The sequence below is a fragment of the Paenibacillus sp. FSL K6-1096 genome, assembly GCF_037977055.1.
GTDB lineage: Bacteria > Bacillota > Bacilli > Paenibacillales > Paenibacillaceae > Paenibacillus_AQ.
The window spans coordinates 3526980-3546898 of record NZ_CP150274.1 but is presented as its reverse complement, the minus strand read 5'-3'; the positions used below and the strand labels follow the sequence as shown (position 1 = coordinate 3546898).

Here is a 19919-nt window from a genome sequence, read left to right as displayed (position 1 = left end):
ACCGACCCAAAAATGCAAACCGCCTCTCCAGTCAATTAATGGAGGGGCAGTTTGCGTTTAGCATCCCTAGCTGCTGAACCAGCCCTTGCCCTGCGCCGCCTGCAGCGCCTGTGTGCGCGAGGAGACGCCGAGCTTGGCATACAGCCGTGAGAGATAGACACGCACCGTGCCTTCGGAGAGCGCGAGCCCGGCGGCAATTTGCTTGTTGGATGCGCCGCTGCGGATGAGGCTAAGCATCGCTAGCTCGCTCTCACTTGGCATGTCGGCGTCCGGGACGGCAAGCTCCGATGGCTGCGGCTGCAGCGGCCGCATACGCTCCAGGAGCTGGCGGGCGTAATCTTCCAGCGCCGGATCGGCGGCCGGCCGGTCCGGGGACTGGACATAGAGGCGCAGCAGCGCAGCTGCAGCCTCGCCTTCGTCGAGGAAGGAGCGGATATAGCCGTGTCCGCGGGCGATCCGGAGTACGGACTCGACTCGTTGCAGCGCTGCACGCCGCTGACCCCGCCGATGCTCCAGGATCGCCGTCAGCAGACCGATCTCGACGATGCTGCAGACCAGACCGTCGCGCTCGGCCTGGGGCAGCAGCCGCTCCAGGAGGCGCAGCGCCTGCACATGCTTGTGCTGCCGCTCCAGAAGGCGGGCCCATGTCAGCAGCTCAAGCTCGCGGTCCAGCGAGGGCAGCTCCTGTTGGGATAGCCCTAACCGGCCGAGCTCGCGCCGGGCTGGACCGACCTGCTCCTGTGCGAGCAGGAGACGCGCTCTGGCCGCCAGCAAGGCGGCGCTCCAGCGGCTGGCCGGATAGCTCTCGGCGGCAGGCAGACCTTGGGCCAGCCAGGCGAGCGCCAATTCATATTGATCCTGGCTGGCGTACAGTCTGGCTTGCAGGATGCGGTGGGGCACGTACAGACCGGGCGTCGCCGCCAGCTCTCCATAAGCGCCGATCTGATCCAGCAGACGTTGGCAATCCTCAAGCCGGCCCCATTCGTAGTAGCCTTCGGCGAGTGACTGCTTCACGTAGAGATTGAATAGCGAGTACGTCCAGCCGTGAGCCTCCAGCACCTGGCTGAAGCGCAGACCGACCGCCTCGACCTCGCGCGACAAAGCACCCTTCAGTCCGATCGGCGTCCGGTTGATCTGCGGCTCCGAGACATTGAAGTTATAGCTGTAGAAGATGCCGTTGTCGATCAGCATGTCCTTCTCAAGTCCATCGGCAAAGGTCTGCCACACTTCGTAGCTGCCGGTGAAGAACAGCAGGTTGGAGCGGAGGAAAAACAGGCCAGAGAGAATAGAGGCAGCTCTGTTCGTATCGGTCTCTTCGCGCAGTCTTTGCTCAAGCTCGCGCAGGAGACGTTCGGCTCGGCCGGTCTTGCCGCTCACCGTCAGGACGAAGGCATGCAGCGTCAGCCACTCTGGCGATACGGCGGCATCTGCGGGCGTATGCTCCAGCCAGCGCAAGATATTGGCATACTGGCCTTGGCGCAGCAGCTCCTCCATATGCTGTTCCAACAGCGCCTCCAGCGCCGGGTAGTCCTCCCCTGCACAAGCATGCTCAATCGCCGCATCGACGAGACCGCGTGCGGCGCAGGCACGGCTGGCGGTGCGGTGGGCCGCCCGCAGCGCTTGCGGATGCTGCTGTCTGAGCAGCGTCCGCAGGAACTCGCCGAACAGCGGGTGGTACCGGTACCAGTTCCCTTGCGTGTCAAGCGGTATAACGAACAGATTGGCCGCCTCCAGCCGCTGGAGCATCTGCCCGCTCCCGGGCTCGCCGCTCACAGCAGCGCATAGCCCGGCATCCATCCGCTCCAGTACAGCGGTGCGGCACAGGAAATGCTGCTCCGCCTCTGTCAGAGTAGAGTATACCTCCTGAAAAAGATAGTCGACGATCGCCCGGTGGCTGCCGTCGAGCCGGTCGATCCTGGAGGCATGATTCTGCCAGTCGGTCTGCGAGACGGCGGCCAGTTGCAGCCCCGTTACCCAGCCCTCGGTAGCGAGATGCAACCGGTCGACTTGTTCGTCGGTCAAGGGAAGACTGTGCGTCCGGTTATAGAAGTCACGGGTCTCCTGTACGCTGAACCGGAGCCGCTCAAAGGTTATAATGCGCATTTCGCCGCCGGCCAGCCATCGTCCTGTCGGGAAGGGAAGCTCGGCGCGGCTGCCGATCATCAGATGCGCCTGTTCGGGCAGATAGCTGATCGCATAAGCAAGACTGTCATGGATAACCTGTTCGGTGATGAGATGGTAGTCGTCCAAAATAAGTGTGACCGGACGGGACAAGCAGTACCACTCGTTCATCAATGCGTCGACGAAGGCGTACAGCGACCGATGCGGGAGGGCGGCGACCGCCGATGTTAGCCTGGCAACGACAGCTGGTGTCGATTGTTCGCCGAGCGCGGCGGCGATGTATCGCCAGAACCGGATTGGATCATTGTCCAGCGGGTCCAGCGACACCCAGGCAACGGCACGGCCGGTATGTCGGGCCCATTGACTGAGCAGTGTCGTCTTGCCGCTGCCCGCAGGCGCGGATACGACCGTCAGCCTGCCGTTTGCCGAGTCCTCCAGCTCGTCAAGCAGCCGGCGTCGCGCGATATATTCATCCCGCTGGCGGGGCGTTGTCCATTTAGAGCGCAGCAGCGGGATATCTTGGTCATTTGGATTCACAGCATCGTTCCTCCAATGAATCTGATTTATTTCCAATTTTAAGTATACACGATTTTTGTCGGATTCGGCCGTCGATTAACATTTGCAAATTGTTTTTTAGACTCGTTTTCATACAATGAGCGGATACAAGTGCAAATGGGAGAAGGAGGCCGGGAGGCAGAAATGAAAAGGACGAGAAATGAAAAGCAGAGGCTGGGGCGGGCTTGGTTGGCGCAATGGATGGCAATCATCCTATTGGCTGGCGTATTGTGGTCGCCGGACGTAAGTGCGGCAGCCGAGGAGCCCTTCACCTTAAAAGTTACAGCTGTAGCGGCCGGAGATGTGCATATTCTCGCGGTGCTGAACGATGGCACTGTCAGGGCATGGGGGCGCAATAATGTTGTTCAGCTCGGGAACAATTCGGTGCAGGACGGACAGGTGGCGATGCCTGTCTATGAGTGGTATAACGGATCGCTCCGTACCCTTAGAGGGATCAAGTCGGTAGCTGCGGGGCCGCAATACTCCTTGGCGCTTAGCGAGGATGGTGTTGTCTATTCCTGGGGATTCAATGCGAGCAATGAGCTTGGTCGGCCGGCCGGGATGATCGGAAGTGCCGCCGAGCCGATCCCGGGCTTGCCCAAGATTAAGAAGATTGTGGCGGGGACAACGCATGCGCTGGCCTTGGCCGAGGACGGCACGGTTTATGCCTGGGGCGACAATCAGGCCGGTCAGGGCGGAATAGGCACAAGCGGCAGCGATAATTTCCTGCCCAGCCCTGTTCAGGTGCAAGCTGCGGCAGGTGTACCGCTGACAGATGTGGCCGATATCGTGTCCGGCGGGATGCACAATCTGGCGCTATTGGAGGATGGACGGGTGCTGGGGTGGGGGTACAACGGCAATGGCCAGCTAGGGCAGGGCAGCTTTATGCCGCGGTCATATGCCTACCCGGTGCCGATTACCAAAAACGACGGATCTGCGTTGAGCGGCATCCGCGCCATCGGAGGAGGCTTCTATCATGGACTGGCTGTCACGGAAGACGGGGAGATGTGGGCTTGGGGTGTCAATGGCAACGGGCAGCTTGGGCTGAACAGCCAGGATTCGCATCATACCCGAGCCGGGCGCGTTGTGGATGGTAACGGCGGTCTTTTTACGGGGGCGGTCTATGTTGACGGCGGAGCCACGCACTCGGTCGCAGTCAAGAACGATGGTACGCTCTGGGTGTGGGGAGGCAGTGGCGGCATGCTGGGTTTGGGCAATCAAGTAAATCAGGCCCCAACACCTGTCCAGCTGGTAGATAGCGCCGATCCCAACCGGCCACTGACAGATGTCGCTTATCTGACCGCAGGGAATGATTACACCCTGGCGCTTCGAACAGATGGCACGTTATGGTTTACAGGAGTGAGCGATTATTATCAATTGGCAGGAGCTAGAGCAGATGCGCTGATCTACCACTTTGAACAGTTGACATTAACCGATCCCAGACAAGCCAGCCTCTCGGGTAGCAGCACCGTTGCGCCGATAGAGCCGACGACGGTTTACCTGCAAATGGCGGATTACTGGAAGCGAAACGTCAGTTTTGGGACCGACCGTGTAACGCTGGAGACGGATATGGGCATCTTCGGCCCTGTTACGTATCGTGGCAACGGGCAATTCGGGGCTACGTTCCAGTCAGACACATTGGGCACAGCCACGATCCGTGCGAGGATCAACGGCATCCTCATCCCCCACCAATTGGTAATCGCTGTGAGCGAAGCGGACAAGACTAGGCTAAACGCAGCGATCGTGGAGGCAGACGCGAAGCTTGCTGGCACAGTCGGAGGCACTGACCCGGGCCAATATCCGGCGAGCGCGCGGACTGCGTTAGTTGACGCCATCGCAACAGCGCAAGCTGTCGCGTCCAATGTACAGGCGACGGCAGCACAAGTGGAGCAAGCGTTGGAAGCGCTCGTCTCGGCAATCGCCACCTATAATGCGGCAGTGGTGCCGGAGTCTGACAAGACTGAGCTGAACGCAGCGATCGCAGAAGCGCAGGCGAAGCTGTCAAGCACGGAAGAGGGCAGCGATCCGGGCCAGTATCCGTCGAGTGCGCGGACCGCGTTGGTTGACGCAATCACGACAGCCCAGGCTGTCGCGTCCAACGCACAGGCGACGGCAGCAGAAGTGGAGCAAGCGTTGGAAGAACTCGCCGCCGCGATCGCGACCTACAATGCGGCAGAGGTGCCGGAGGCGGACAAGACTGAGCTGAACGCAGCGATTGCAGAGGCCCAAGCGAAGCTTGCTGGCACGGTCGAGGGTAACGATCCGGGGCAGTATCCGTCGAGTGCGCGGACAGCGTTAGTTGATGCCATCGCAACAGCGCAAGCCGTCGCGTCCAATGTACAGGCGACGGCAGCACAAGTGGAGCAAGCGTTGGAAGCGCTCGTCTCGGCAATCGCCACCTATAATGCGGCAGTGGTGCCGGAGGCGGACAAGACTGAGCTGAACGCAGCGATTGCAGAGGCCCAGGCGAAGCTTGCTGGCACGGTCGAGGGTAACGATCCGGGGCAGTATCCGGCGAGCGCGCGGACTGCGTTAGTTGATGCCATCGCAACAGCGCAAGCCGTCGCGTCCAGTGTACAGGCGACGGCAGCACAAGTGGAGCAAGCGTTGGAAGAACTCGCCGCCGCGATCGCGACCTACAATGCGGCCGTCGTATCCGAGTCTGACAAGACGGCACTGAACGCAGCGATTGCAGAGGCCCAGGCGAAGCTTGCTGGCACGGTCGAGGGTAACGATCCGGGGCAGTATCCGTCGAGTGCGCGGACCGCGTTAGTTGATGCCATCGTAACAGCGCAAGCCGTCGCGTCTAACGCACAGGCGACGGCAGCAGAAGTGGAACAAGCGTTGGAAGAACTCGCCGCCGCGATCGCGACCTACAATGCGGCTGTTGTATCCGAATCCGATAAGACCGCGCTGAACGCAGCAATCGCAGAAGCGCAGGCGAAGTTGTCGAGCACGGAAGAGGGCAGCGACCCAGGCCAATATCCATCGAGTGCGCGGACCGAGTTGGGTGACGCAATCACGACAGCGCAAGCCGTCGCGTCCAATGTACAGGCAACGGCAGCACAAGTAGAGCAAGCGTTGGAAGAACTCGTCTCGGCAATCGCAACCTGTAATGCTGCAGTGGTGCCGGAGTCTGACAAGACTGAGCTGAACGCAGCGATTGCAGAGGCCCAGGCGCAGTTATCAAGTACGGTCGAAGGCACCGACCCGGGCCAGTATTCGTCGAGTGCGCGTACCGCGTTAGGTGACGCAATCACGACAGCCCAGGCCGTCGCGTCCAACTCACAAGCGGCGGCAGCACAAGTGGAACAAGCGTTGGAAGAACTCACCGCCGCAATCGCGACCTACAACGCGGCAGAGGTGCCGGAGGCGGACAAGACTGAGCTGAACGCAGCGATTGCAGAGGCCCAAGCGAAGCTTGCTGGCACGGTCGAGGGTAACGATCCGGGGCAGTATCCATCGAGTGCGCGGACCGCGTTGGGTGACGCAATCACGACAGCGCAGGCGATGGCGGATAATGCACAGGCAACGGCAGCACAAGTGGAGCAAGCGTTGGAAGAACTCGCCGCTGCGATCGCGACCTACAATGCGGCCGTCGTATCCGAGTCTGACAAGACCGCACTGAACGCAGCGATTGCAGAGGCCCAGGCGAAGCTTGCTGGCACGGTCGAGGGTAACGACCCAGGCCAATATCCATCGAGTGTGCGGACCGCGTTGGGTGACGCAATCACGACAGCCCAGGCTGTCGCGTCCAATGCCCAGGCGACGACAGCAGAAGTGGAGCAAGCGTTGGAAGCGCTCGTCTCGGCAATCGCCACCTATAATGCGGCAGTGGTGCCGGAGTCTGACAAGACTGGGCTGAACGCAGCGATTGCAGAGGCCCAGGCGAAGCTATCAAGTACGGCCGAAGGCACCGACCCGGGCCAATATCCATCGAGTGCGCGGACCGCGTTGGGTGACGCAATCACGACAGCGCAGGCGATGGCGGATAATGCACAGGCAACGGCAGCACAAGTGGAGCAAGCGTTGGAAGAACTCGCCGCTGCGATCGCGACCTACAATGCAGCCGTCGTATCGGAGTCTGACAAGACTGAACTGAACGCAGCAATTGCAGAGGCTCAGGCGAAGTTGTCGAGCACGGAAGAGGGCGGCGACCCAGGCCAATATCCATCGAGTGTGCGGACCGCGTTGGGTGACGCAATCACGACAGCCCAGGCTGTCGCGTCCAACGCACAGGCGACGGCAGCAGAAGTGGAACAAGCGTTGGAAGAACTCGCCGCCGCGATCGCGATCTACAATGCGGCTGTCGTATCCGAGTCTGACAAGACTGAGCTGAACACAGCCATTGCAGAGGCTCAGGCGAAGCTGTCGAGCACGGAAGAGGGCAGCGATCCGGGGCAGTATCCGTCGAGTGCGCGGACAGCGTTGGTTGACGCAATCACGACAGCCCAGGCTGTCGCGTCCAACTCACAAGCGACGGCAGCACAAGTGGAGCAAGCCCGAGCGGCCATAGCTTCGGCGCTGGCAGTATACATGGCCTCTGCTGTGCCGCAGCCTGATGCTCCACACTGGGAGAGCGGCGCGGCGGCGCAGGTAGAGGATCGGGGGATATCCCATATTAAGCTAGGCTGGCCTGAAGCGCAGGCGCTTGCCGGCATCGAAGGTTACCGGATCTATATCGGCGCAGAGGCACGGCTGCTGGCCGAGCTGACGGGAGACCAATTACGTTCGTATGATGCGGTTGCGCTTGATCCGGGCACACGGTATGTGTTCCTCATCCGGGCATACAATGCCGCCGGGGAGAGTCAGGGGCTGCCTGTCGAGACGTTGACGTTGCCTGATCTGACTGCACTGGACAGTCAGATCACCCAAGCGGAACAGCGACTGACAGATACGACAGAAGGCGCCGGAACTGGTCAATATCCAGCGCAGGCGCGAGCTGTCTTGGCAGCAGAGATTGCAGCGGCAAAGGCAGTCGCACAGCAATTAGAATCGCCCCAGCAGGATGTTGATGCTGCGGCAGCAGCGCTTCAGCAGGCGATAATCAGCTACAATCAGGCTGTGATCCGGCAAGTCGATCCGCCTGCACCGCCATCCAGCGGCGCGAGCCCTTCGGACAACGCTCAGTTGAAGGTGCTGCAGCTGTCAGCCGACGGGGTAGTACTCCCGCTCACGCCGGGCTTCAATGCCGAGACGACAAGCTACCAAGTGGAGACTAGGGCTACCGAGCTGGTGCTCCGTGTCGAAGCGGCAGATGCCAAGGCGACTATGTCGGTCACTCGGGAGGGGGACGGGCAAAGGCTGGAACCGGGGTCGATCTGGCCGCTGCAGCTAGGAAGCAACCGTTACCGGATCACAGTGAAGGCAGAGAATGGAATGGAGCGCATCTACACCCTAACCGTGCAACGCCTTGCTGACGAGCAGACAATGGAGCCGAAGCCACAGGCCGGGTCACAGCCGGCTCAGGAGAGCGAACCGCCCGTAGCGCCAGTCTTCACTGATACGATCGGCCACTGGGCAGAGGAGCAGATCCGGCGCGCTGTATCTCAACGCTGGGTGCAGGGTTACCCGGACCAGGCTTTCCGGCCGGGGCAGGCAGTTACAAGAGCAGAGTTCATCGTAATGCTCGTCCAGGCGCTGCGGCCTGATGCTGCTGCAGGCTCAGCGCCAAGCTTCAGCGATGAGCATAGCTGGGGGGAGTGGGCGAAGCCATCGATCCGGCTGGCTGTCGAGCTGGGATGGATCAGAGGGTATGCCGATGGCAGCTTCCGGCCGAACCGCGAGATTTCCCGCGCAGAGATGGCTGTCGTCTTGGCCCGGGTGTTCGGTATCGCTGCGAGCGGGTCGGCGGGACTGCCTTTCGTCGATGGAGAAGCTATCCCGGCCTGGGCGCAGGGTTCAGTCGAAGCGCTCTACGCGCGGGGCATCGTGGCAGGCAGAGCAGGCGGCCAGTTTGCTCCGGCAGCATCGACCACACGCGCCGAAGCCGTTGTCGTCCTGCTCCGGGCACTGGATTAGTAGTGTAACAGCCGTGGAGGTCCGATTCCTCCCGGCTGCATGATAGCATCAACCCAAAGACTCTGATCGTTTTGGCGATACAGGGTCTTTGGTGCATATTCAAGCTCAAAGCAGACAAGCCCAGCCTGCGGAATCGCGGGCCGGGCTCTATAGATGCGTCCAACCGTCTGTTTAGCCTTTTGGCCATCGAGGGGAATCGACATGGCGAATCATGGACATAAACAGACTTGCCCACTGTTCAGCCGAAAGGGTCGCGACCGGTTGCTCGCGATCCGCCTTGGCGGTCCGCAGTGAATGCTTCAACTGCGCCGGAGTGAAAATTCTCTTGAGCGCATACGCCGTCATCAGCCGCGGATCACGCAGCATACAAGCAGCGAAGGCAGCGAACTGCTTTCCTTTCCCAACCGGGATTAACGGGCGATCTCTGCGGACAATCCGTAAGATGGCGGCATCGACGCCGGGTGGCGGAGCAAAATGGGTACGGGGAATGACAGCGATCATTTCGAGCCGGAAATACATGCTCCACCGCAGTAGACGAGGTTCCAGATAGGTGTTTTGAGTAAATCTTCGGGCTGCCCCCTGTTCGACAATCAGAACACCGCTTTGTAACATACTGCCTTCGGTCCCAAGCAGCTTGTCCAGAATGTCCGTCGTAATTGAAAAAGGGATATTGGAGACAACGCTAAAAGGTTCGGCGGGCAGCCGCACCCTCCTTATATCACCATGTACGATGCGAATATGCGGATAACCTGTTGCTTTAGCGCGAAGTGTTTGAACAAATCCCGCATCGATCTCGACAGCAATGACTTTGCGGGAACGTTCGGCAAGCGGAAACGTAAGGCTTCCTTTGCCTGGACCAATTTCCAGCACGGTATCAGTCGGCTGCAGACGCGCGATACCAATGAGTTTTTTGATAGTGGCCGGATTGTGCAGCAAATGCTGGGCAGTGAAATTTGGCCCCGTTTTATGTTTTCTTATCGTTCTATGCTTTTTGTCATGTTTACGCATTTCTGATATCCTCCCGATTGTTTGTTCGCAGGCAACAAAAAAAGCAGGCATATGCCTGCGGCGAAAAAACGGGAAGCGAGAGGTAGAGTGCGCATTCGAATAAACGGTCGTCGTAGAGAAAAATACAGACAACAGTTTAATTGGAGTTTCAATTGCAAGGTTGGATAACGTCAGAATTCCGCTTTGTCCTTTGCGAAGGAGCTCTTCATTCATAATCGTTGTTACGCACGCAAAAAAGAGACAGACGCGCTGTCCCCTGTTATCCTAACCAAGCATTGGGATATCCTGAAATGGGCAGACCGATTCCGTTTTGCTCCGCACGCAGGCAGAGCCTTTGTTCACTATGAAATTAGTGGGACAAAGTAACAAAACGCAATCTTCCGTAATTAACTGCACCCATCGTCAGGACAACCCTCCGTTCCTAAAAGTGAACCTATTGTAGCACAATCCGTGTGCAGTCACAATGTCTATATCAGTTCCCGTAATTCGCAAGCCACGTCTTTAATTCTTCGCTCATGATCTCATAATCCGTCTGCGTATCATCGGGATGCAGTTCGATTCCCCCGGTCGGGCCCAGAATAACGATATCTACCCGGGTCTGGTCGGTAAAGGTAATCGTCCCGGTGTTGCTGGCTCCGAACGAATTCCCTGAATCGAAAGGTCTAAGCTCTGCATCCTGTATCATTTGAATCATCTTAGTGGTTTCTTCCCCGCTTAATACAGCGGGATTAATCAGGCCGATGCTGATTTCCTGTACCTGCCCCGAGTCCAGCTTCTCCTTAAACCGCTCGGCCCAATGGCGGTCCGCACTGCCTGAGGCGCAGCTTGATACCATCAGGATGAAGCCGGCGATCACCAGGATCACACCTGTTACCCGTTCCGCCCCTAAGGCCAGCCCGCTGGGCTCCGCATTCTTGAACCTCCACCCCAGCCGTAAATACCAGGCGGCCTTAGGCCAGACGGCTATAACCAATCCGATGGCTACGATTATAAACCCAATGAGTCCTGTCAAATTCATCACATCCCATGCAAGTTAATTTTATTTACTACGTAAACCTTTCCTCCAGGTTCCTTATATACAGATTTCTTACAGCTGAGGTATTGACTTGACGTGCACGTAAACCTGTAGGATAGAGCCATGAAGTGCTTCAAAGCCACAGGAAAGGAGAAATCATGATTACCACTCAGCTGAGTAAAATCGGAGAGGTGTCGGGCCGTTACGGAGTCTCCTGCCGGACGCTAAGATACTACGAGGAGATCGGCCTGATTACGAGCATCAGGGAACCGGGAAGCGCAAAACGCCTGTACAGCGGGGAGATGCTCAGGAAGCTTGAACTGATCCTGCTGTTGAAGCAGCTAAGCTTCTCTGTAAAGGACATTACAGCGGTTCTGTTAGCCTCTGAACTGTCAACGGCGGTCAGTGTATTCTGCAATAAGCTGGGAGAGGTTCAGCGGGAGATCAGCAGCATGCTGGTCCTCAGGGAGCTTCTCGAACGGTATGTGGAATTATTGCAGGCACAGGGGCACGCCAAGGGCAATGCAATCGGCCTGTTACTGGAGCAGTCGAAGAAGATTAATCTGGACGTTGCTGCCATGTTTTGTGAAGAAGAATCAAATATAGAGACGGAGGAATCAGGAGGAATGGAACATCAACGGGTGAAGCTGGAGGATCATCAAGTCCGGTTTATCGAATTGAAGCCGATGAAGGTAGCCTACTATCAGACAACCGCAGGGAATCAGCCGGAGGATGAGGCGTGGAATGTTCTGTATGCATGGGTGAAGGAAAAAGGGTTAGACCGGGCTCCGGCCACCCGGTATTTCGGCTTCAATCAGCCCGGCGCACAGAATGAGCATGGTTACGAGATGTGGGCTACAGTCTCTGAGGACACCGAACCCTCGGGTAAGGTACGGATTAAGCAGGTGAACGGCGGTCTTTATGCCGTCTCCAGCCTATACGGGCTAGATATCCCTGATGCCTGGAGCCGTTTGAACGAATGGGTGCAGAGCAGCCAATATCAGCCGGGCCCGGATCAATGGCTGGAGGAGCACTTCCTGTTCAACGGAGATATGTTTGTTAACGAAACGTTTCAGTTGGATCTTTATTACCCTATAGCCGTACAGGCGAAGGGGTGATCCAGACCTTTTGAAGGGAAAACGGGGCGTTTAACAGAAATGGTATATTAGACAGGAATCCGGCCAAATGAAAGGACAGAACCATGAGTAACTTCATTCAGAAGCATTGGACGGCGGCGCGTGAGCTGCCCGGGATCAACTGTGTCGCTTGGGCAGACGGCAGCGTTACTATTCTCAATATCGAGACCTGTTACGATCCGAATACCCGTGAGCGTACAATGAGCTGCCACCCCCTGTGTGACACAACAATTGAGAGTATTGTGAAGTATAATGATGACCCTTGGACCATAGTTGATGCCTGGACGAGTCTGGATTGTGAGGGCGGAACAATCTACGGCGGGGACGGGCAGATGGGGAATGAAGGCTTCATCGCCTGCATCGATGGGGGCGGGAATTTGGTTTGGGCTTTTTTCTCGGACGCAACCAATCCGATTAAACATTTACATGTCGAGGACCGGACCTTAATCGCCATCAACGAGCATGAAGAGCTGCGGATCGAGATCAATCTCGACAATCTTACGGAGATCAAGCTGCTCCCATGCCGCAAGTAGAATCAAGAAATGCCTTTTGCCTTATCCTAAAATAGCCATAGAGCGGTTGAAGCGGGGGGTGAGCGGACAGATGTACGAGTGGCACAGGCAAATCCAGACCATTGTCGATGAGATGGACCAGTGTATTAAGCAGCATAACAGTGAAGCCATAACGCTGCAGTCGCTTGCTGACAAGCTGGGGTATTCAGAATTCCATACGACGAGAAAATTCAAAGAAATATCCGGGATGCAGCTTAGGGATTATCTACGCCACCGGAAGCTGGCTTTTGCACTGAAGGAGGTGCGGGACAGCGGCAAAAGCATTCTGGATATTGCCCTCGACTATGGCTTTTCGTCCCATGAAGCCTTTACGCGCGCGTTCAAGATGACCTATGGTGTGGCTCCGAGCGAGTACCGGAAGCACCCGTACCCTGTTGTTCTCCGGACCAAGATTAACCCGTTTGACCGCTACTTTTTCGGACTAGGAGAGGTTGGCATGGTAAAATCTACAAAAGAGGTTAAGATTTATTTCGTGACCATTCCCGCACACAAATTCCTGTACATCGAGAACGTTGAGAGCAACGGGTATTGGGATTTCTGGCAGAAGCAGAGCCTGATTCCAGGGCAGGATTGCGAGACTATCACCGGCTTGCTGGACAGTATCAAGGGCAAGCTGGATGATGACGGCGGAAGCGATACGAACAGCGGCAATGGCCAGATTATGGCGTATAGAATTGACCCGGACGGCAGACTCTGCGATTGGGGGATTCCGCGCACAGAGTGCTATGGGGTACGTCTCCCTTACGATTACGAAGGTGAAGTTCCCGCACAGATGCTGATGACCGATGTCCCTGGGGCGGAGTATATAGTGTTCGAGCACGGGCCGTTTGATTATGAGCAGGAGAACCGCAGTGTCGAGGAACGGATGGAGCAGGCTATGGCCGCTTTTGATTATACAGGCACCGGTTACTGCTTCGACCCTACCCCCGGAAGGATCATCTACTTCTACTTCAACCCGGAGCGGTACTTCAAGTATGTCCGGCCTGTGCGGAAGTCATAGTAGTGCCAAGCACCTTCTGCATGAACGCAGCGGGTGCTTTCCTTTTCAATAGAACTAGGCGCATGACATACAGCACTGAGAACATCCATAATCTGTGATTAACTTGTAAAAAGTTGATGAAGAAAGGTTGATCCTGGTTATGAGTGCGAAAAGTTCCAATAGATATGGTATTGTAGTAGTCCAAGTCCTAATGGTCATACTTCTGCTTAGCAGCCTTACAGCCTGCCGCAGCAGCTTTTCTGGGGGTGAAGAGGCTAGTTCAACATCGCAGCCAGCCAAGATAACAGGCGGGACAACCTCTGAGGCAACGCCTGTGGTAACGAGAGCGACCGGCCAGATTTATCTGTATGGTGAAGCCCATGGCGTTACTAAGATTATGGACAAGGAGTATGAAGCGTGGTCTGAGTATTACCATAACAAGGGCATGAGACACTTGTTCATGGAACAGCCCTATTTTACTGCTGAATACCTGAACCTATGGATGCAGTCAGACAATGACGACATTCTGGAGGAGCTTTATCAGGACTGGGAAGGGACGATGAGTCACACTCCATATACGAAGACGTTCTTTAAGAAAATAAAGAGCGGATGCCCGGAGACTATTTTCCACGGAACAGATGTAGGGCATCAAGGGGATACAACCGGCAACCGGTTCTTGTCTTATCTTGCGGACAACAATCTCACCGGATCAGAGATGTATACCTTAACTGCCGAAGCGATTCAACAGGGGCTGAGATATTACAGGAGCAATGATGACGTGTACCGGGAGAATAAGATGACAGAGAATTTCATCCGTGAATTTGAGAAGCTGGGCAGTGAGAGCATTATGGGGATTTACGGTTCTGCACATACCGGAGTGGATCAGATGGACTATGTCACCCAATCTGTTCCTTGCATGGCTAATCAATTACAGAAGCATTATGGCGGCAACCTGCATACGGAGGACATAAGCAGGATAGCGAAGGATATTGAACCAACCCGAGTGGATCAAATCTCCTTAAAGGGCAAAAAGTATGCTGCATCGTATTTTGGGAAGCAGGACATGAGTGGATTCAGGGATTATGTTTACTGGGAGTTTTGGAGATTAGAAGATGCTTATGAAGATGCCAGCAAGCTGCCGCTAGCGGGAGATGTTCTCCCGTACGATCAATACCCAATGCAAATCGCAGAAGGTCAGGTATTTGCCATCAGCTTTACCAAAATAGATGGTTCAGTGGAAAGAGAGTACTATGTGGCTAACGGCAAGCAGTGGGAGGGAAGGGAGGCAACATGGCAGCTTAAGGTAAAGGAATGATCTGTTGTGCTGTATGTAAGCAGCCCTGCGGAAATGGTATATTAGTCTAGGAGCTTCCATTTCTTAAGCGGATGGGCAGGTGTAACTTTTGGACATGAATAGTGGAAAAGAAAAAGCTCTTATCCGGGAATTTATAACTTGGGCGGAGGAACATGGCTGGGAGATAAAGAGAAAATCCGGTTCTGAGCTACATTTAGATAGCGGGATTACCTCCCGATACAAAGGATGGCCCAATGAGTATTTAGAATTTCTAGAGGTTGTTGAGACTTGCGTTGCACCGGATGAGCAAACCTGGTTTATTTGTGAGGCTGAGTTCAATCATAGCGCGGAAACCGAATTCCGGTGGAATGAATTTGAAATGCTTAGTGTGGAAGCCGCAGCGGGTGATCCGGCCTGGCTGTCTGAGATCACGGCCTGGTGGGATCATCACTTGCCAATCGTAATGTCTGTGGAGGACGGATATTCCTTCTACGCCATTGACTTAACGACAGACAGCGGGGTTATTGTTCATGGATGTGAGCCTGAATTCGAAGAGGTTGAGACGGTAGCCGATTCATTTGGGGAATTTCTGGCCTGGCTGATGTCAGATTCGAGTAGATAGGCTGTAAGATGCGAAAAGATCAGAACCTGGGTAAATTGGTTCTGATCTTTTTTATATAAGCCGATGGGCAGTGCGTGGACCAAATGTATGTGAAAAACCGAACACAATGTGCCGGGTGCGGGGTGGGTGGACCAAATGTATGTGGAAAACCGAACACAATGTGCCCGGCGTGAGGGGAGTGCACCAAATGTATGTGAAAAACCGAATACAATGTGCCTGGTGCGGGGTGAGTGGACCAAATGTGTGTGAAAAACCGAATACAATGTGCCGATGGGGAGTACGTGAACCAAATGTATACGGAAAATCGAATACAATGGGTCCAGCAACAGTTACTTACACCTGCCCCACCATCTCCACAAACCTACACATTGCACTGGAGAGCACGGCGTTGCGGCGGTAGATGAACCATACCTGTAGCTTCCGGTATTCCTCGGGCAGGCGGTGGGAGGTGATTCGTCCAGCTTCTTCCGCCTTGCGAATGGCGGACTTGGGCAGCAGCGAGACGCCGAGTCCGGCGGATACCCCGCTCAGAATCATCTCCAGCGTGCCGAACTCCTGAATCTGATAGGTGTGCATCCCGCTTTCGCGCAGGAAGCGCTCGGCTTTGACCCGGTGTGTGCAGCCGACGTCGAAGAACAGCATGGGCCTGTGCAGCAATTCCTGAAGTTCGCTCGTCCCCGGCTGGGCAATCAGCACCAGCTCCTCCTCGTAAGCCGCAATATGCTCGATATCCGGCTGGTCAACCGGTCCATAGACGAAAGCCCCATCCAATTTATGATCAAGTACCTTATGCAGAAGGTCATGCGTTTCGCCCGTGATGAGCGACAGATGGACATCGGGGTAGTGGGAGTGATAATCGGCAATCATGGATGTCAGATGAATAACCGCTGTCGTCTCAATGGAGCCAATCCGCAGCGGGCCGGCCGGGTGCTCGGAGTATTGGGTGGATCGTATTGCTTCATCCATTAGCATTAGTATGGCATTCGTGTATTCCAGCAGGTTCTCGCCCGCAGGCGTTAATGTCATCCCACGGTTGGACCGGTGGAACAGCGGGATCTTCAGCTCAGCCTCCAGGAACTGAATCCGGCTGGTCACATTGGACTGAACATAGTTCAAGGCTTGCGCAGCCTTTGTAATTGTACCCTCCCGGGCCACAGCCTGAAAAATCCTCAAATCTCCACTTTCCATTGCGGTGTCACCTTCTGTATATCATAATCTGGGGTAGTACCTTCCGATGCTGAACATTGTACTGAATTCCATCCTGGATGACAAATCCGGCACCCGCAAGGGGTCGCCTCGATTTACAATCTGTTACAGGGAGTGAGCAGATGGAGCACCGCAAGTTAATAAACGCGTTCAACAAAGAGATTCGTACCCTCCAGAAGAAAACCGTATCCGAAGATGAACTCAGTGAATGGTATACCTTAATTAAAGAAAGTATCCAGGACGACATCAAAGACGGCTATAAAGAGACCATCGCCAGAAACCTGACACTTGGAATCGGTGTACACAGCGGAGATTATCCGAAAAGCCTGATTCTGAACGGGGAGACGGAAGGCTGGAAGTATGTTACCCGGTTTCTGTATTGGGAGGAGCATATTCTGCGGAGGCTGTTCAAGTATAAAGAGGTGTCTTCAAGAACGATAGGCAGTATTATAGGGCTGGCCTTGTTATGGGAGATGAAGGAGCTGGCACAATTGGCCAGGGATTATTTCCAGATGATTTTTGAGGAAGATGCGCAGCGTTATGCCCATAAGGAGACTCATCATTTGTTTGTGGCGTTGTTACATGACTTATTCGTCACGGAGCAGATCAATCAGGAGCTGTATTTGGTGCTGCCGGAGCATCATGTGTACCGTAGACTTCTTGACCATTGCTACACCACCGATGAAGAGCTGCTGGGCAGCCTGCTGGGTGAAATCTGCGATTACCATATCTACGGCTCACTGGATCTGACCCATAAATTCTCAGAAATCCTATGCTTGAACTACATCCCTTATGAAGTTCGGCTCATCCAAAAAATGAGACAGGTTCGGGGACTAACCGCTGCTCCTGTAGAACACCCGCTGCTGGCTACCCCGCTTGCTCAAATTCCTGAAAGCAAAATAGAGTGGGATTTGGCGGGCGATGAAGTGTATCAATTTTTATTAAAAAAGGAAGCCGGAATCTAGAGCTGCTGGCAGCAGGGATGCTACCACACCCCGAAGCCCGGATCATACTCCCGGACGGCTGAATAAATCCCCTCCACAATACGGGGAAGGTCTTCTTCCGGGTAGCCATAGTCCTCGGGCATGGCCTGCGGGGGAACAATAGCAGATACACTGCCGGGGTACAGCTCAATCTTATGTTTTTCCAGCCCAATCTCGAAAGAATCCTTGAATGTCAACCCGTCATGGGCCAGAAAAAAGTACATGTCATGTATATCATCCTCTTCAATGATGAGCACACCTTGTTCGTTCAGCTTCATGCGGCTAACCCCCTGCTCGAATAGTGTTGTATCTATTATATCGGACCGGGCGGGAAGATGTAACGGATGTGTTATGCTGTAAAACGGAATCTATCCGCTTGCACAGGGCACCTCCTATACCGAGTCTCCGGCTCTCCAGGGACGGGCTGCGCTTCATCCCGGCGGCATTTGGTTCACGCTAATATCTTTGGACAATACACAAATCCGGCTCAGCAGTGCTTGAGCCGGATGATGTAGGTTCACCGTATTAGCTGATCGCCTGGAATGAAGTCAGGTACCAGGTTACGAAGATGGCAGCGGTGAAGGCACCTGTATAGATGCTGCCTGTCTTGCGGTAGAGATAGGTCGAGAAGATACTTGTAATAGCGATCAGCGGAATCAGGCCATACGCGGCAATGACCAGCAGCTGGTCATAGGTATGGCTTCCGAAAGCTACGGTACCTGTTCCATACAGGGTAAGCAGCTGAATGGCTACAATAATCACGATACCAAGCAGATTGACGGCGATATTCGCACAGGACCAGACTACCATATTCTTCGCCTCGCTGCCGAAGTCCTTCAGCTTCATCCATCCGAAGGAAATCAGGCCGCTGCACAGGAAGACGATCACGAACGGAATTAGATAGGCGAGGAACAGATAGAACCGCTCTGGGCTCTCCACCCGTATCGTCAGAATCCACCAGCGGGCATCGACCTTAAATAATTCTTGAACCAATGCCAGCAGCAGATAGCCGCTGCCTACCGTGGCAAAGGAGAACAGCAGCGCACGTCCAATGTAGCCCCAACGGAAGGAGGAGGACTCGGCATCCGTGTATAAACCGTAGGAGGCCAAGGTTCTGCCTTCTGCCTTGCCTTGAAGCTGGTGCCAGATGATGAACAGGATCACAAGGATGGCCTGTACGATCAGGAACCAGACGGCGCCGGCGTTCACAAACAGCTGCTTAAAGATGCCGCTGGTCGGTATGGCCGAGGTGGCCCAGTTCTGAATCGGGAGCATGGTCAATGCATTAACAGCAACTACAACAATGGCGACGATAGCCCAGATGCCAGGCTTCAGTGGCGTGTAGCTGCGAATTTCTTGGGTAATGCCGGCAAATTGCGGGGAGCGGAGAAGTATGGATGCCGCACCCAGCATGAAGACGATCAGACCGATGAAGATAACGGCGGTTGCCCCCTCCTTGACAGGCCAGACCTGATTGCCGGCGTCAAGCGGATGAGGAGCAGGAGAAGCCATGCTGACAATGGATAACACCTTGGAGACAACATCTCTGGATTCATGCTCGCCCGGGTGGGTGGATTGATTCTGATAAGCGATTCTTCCGGTACCATCCGAGAAGGAGCCGTACACCTTGCCAAGAGTAACAGGCTCTGTAGTGTGAAAGGGCTCCATTAGACTGGGGGAGCTCACGAATTTGCTTGCATCGTCAACGCCGTAATTGACCATAGAGAATTCATCATATTTGGCAAAAATAACAGCAAAGTTGTATTTGGCATCCGCCGGAATCTTCTGACTGCCGATTGGGAATTCCGGCTTCTGGCTGCCCTGCGACGAGCCGACGACAATAAGTGTCTTGACCAGGTCAGGGTTGGCGACGACTGCATTAACCGATGACCAGCCTCCCATGGAATGCCCCTGTACCGTGATGTTAGCCTTATCAACAAAGGGAAGAGTTGCCAAGTACTTCAAGGCATCGCTGGCCCCGTTGGAGAAATCGCCCGGCACTGTATCGGAATAGCCATGGCCGGCCATATCAATGGCCAGTACCACGTAGCCTCTTCGCGAGAATTCAATATTGAAGGCAGTCTGCGTCTCATTCTGGTTCAGATAGCCGTGTGTATTCATAATAGCCGGTGCCGGCGTACCTGCTGATGCATTATCCGGCACAAACAATGTGGCGTTAATCGTCTGGCCGTCCGCCGCCGCGATGCGGATGTTCTTCACCTTCACTGACCCAAAATCCTCCTGCACCATTGAAGCCACAATGGCACCTACCAGTACCATAACCAATCCCCAAATCAACATCTTTGATCTTTTCATCAATTCTAGCCTCCTAGTACCTTGTGCATGTTATTTAGTAATAGCGCTTTCATGAATAGCATCTGCTTCATCCGGTGCTCTCAGCGATTCA

13 protein-coding genes are annotated in these 19919 nt (G+C 55.1%); 7 read left to right on the top strand and 6 right to left on the bottom strand.

Going from position 1 to position 19919, the window contains the following annotated elements:
* Positions 1-66: 66 nt before the first annotated feature.
* Positions 67-2658, bottom strand: a complete 2592-nt coding sequence (locus tag MHI24_RS15715) for a LuxR C-terminal-related transcriptional regulator (protein ID WP_340026525.1) — start codon at positions 2656-2658, stop codon at positions 67-69.
* A gap of 2964 nt (positions 2659-5622) precedes the next feature.
* On the opposite strand from MHI24_RS15715, the gene MHI24_RS15710 reads away from it, so the two are divergent.
* Positions 5623-8697, top strand: coding sequence for an S-layer homology domain-containing protein (locus MHI24_RS15710; protein WP_340026524.1), 3075 nt, complete (start codon positions 5623-5625; stop codon positions 8695-8697).
* A 171-nt stretch (positions 8698-8868) separates the two neighbouring features.
* Here MHI24_RS15710 and erm read toward each other — a convergent pair whose 3' ends face one another.
* The gene (erm, locus tag MHI24_RS15705) at positions 8869-9705 is read right to left on the bottom strand and encodes a 23S ribosomal RNA methyltransferase Erm (RefSeq protein WP_340026523.1); all 837 of its coding nucleotides are present in this window, start codon (positions 9703-9705) and stop codon (positions 8869-8871) included.
* Between the two features lie 472 nt (positions 9706-10177).
* Positions 10178-10717, bottom strand: coding sequence for a DUF6199 family natural product biosynthesis protein (locus MHI24_RS15700; protein ID WP_340026522.1), 540 nt, complete (start codon positions 10715-10717; stop codon positions 10178-10180).
* Between the two features lie 161 nt (positions 10718-10878).
* On the opposite strand from MHI24_RS15700, the gene MHI24_RS15695 reads away from it, so the two are divergent.
* The 5 genes from MHI24_RS15695 to MHI24_RS15675 all read left to right on the top strand — a co-directional run bounded on the left by MHI24_RS15695 (position 10879) and on the right by MHI24_RS15675 (position 15323).
* Entirely contained in the window at positions 10879-11838 is a 960-nt protein-coding gene (locus MHI24_RS15695; RefSeq protein WP_340026521.1) for an effector binding domain-containing protein, read from the top strand.
* A gap of 83 nt (positions 11839-11921) precedes the next feature.
* A complete protein-coding gene (locus MHI24_RS15690) occupies positions 11922-12389 on the top strand; it encodes a hypothetical protein (protein ID WP_340026520.1) in 468 nt (155 codons plus the stop codon).
* A 70-nt stretch (positions 12390-12459) separates the two neighbouring features.
* Positions 12460-13428, top strand: coding sequence for a helix-turn-helix transcriptional regulator (locus MHI24_RS15685; RefSeq protein ID WP_340026519.1), 969 nt, complete (start codon positions 12460-12462; stop codon positions 13426-13428).
* A 139-nt stretch (positions 13429-13567) separates the two neighbouring features.
* On the top strand, positions 13568-14722 hold the full coding sequence (locus MHI24_RS15680) for a hypothetical protein (RefSeq protein WP_340026518.1): 1155 nt from the start codon (positions 13568-13570) through the stop codon (positions 14720-14722).
* Between the two features lie 94 nt (positions 14723-14816).
* The gene (locus MHI24_RS15675) at positions 14817-15323 is read left to right on the top strand and encodes an SMI1/KNR4 family protein (protein WP_340026517.1); all 507 of its coding nucleotides are present in this window, start codon (positions 14817-14819) and stop codon (positions 15321-15323) included.
* Positions 15324-15656: 333 nt separating this feature from the next.
* On the opposite strand, the gene MHI24_RS15670 is transcribed toward MHI24_RS15675, so the two are convergent.
* Positions 15657-16511 carry a LysR family transcriptional regulator gene (locus MHI24_RS15670; RefSeq protein ID WP_340026516.1) on the bottom strand — a complete coding sequence of 285 codons (855 nt, stop codon included), beginning with the start codon at positions 16509-16511 and terminating at the stop codon, positions 15657-15659.
* Between the two features lie 140 nt (positions 16512-16651).
* On the opposite strand from MHI24_RS15670, the gene MHI24_RS15665 reads away from it, so the two are divergent.
* Positions 16652-17494, top strand: coding sequence for a hypothetical protein (locus tag MHI24_RS15665; RefSeq protein ID WP_340026515.1), 843 nt, complete (start codon positions 16652-16654; stop codon positions 17492-17494).
* A 20-nt stretch (positions 17495-17514) separates the two neighbouring features.
* Here the strand turns inward: MHI24_RS15665 and MHI24_RS15660 are convergent, their stop codons facing one another.
* Positions 17515-17790 carry a hypothetical protein gene (locus tag MHI24_RS15660; RefSeq protein ID WP_340026514.1) on the bottom strand — a complete coding sequence of 92 codons (276 nt, stop codon included), beginning with the start codon at positions 17788-17790 and terminating at the stop codon, positions 17515-17517.
* Positions 17791-18037: 247 nt separating this feature from the next.
* Positions 18038-19828, bottom strand: coding sequence for an alpha/beta fold hydrolase (locus MHI24_RS15655; protein ID WP_340026513.1), 1791 nt, complete (start codon positions 19826-19828; stop codon positions 18038-18040).
* Positions 19829-19919 lie beyond the last annotated feature (91 nt).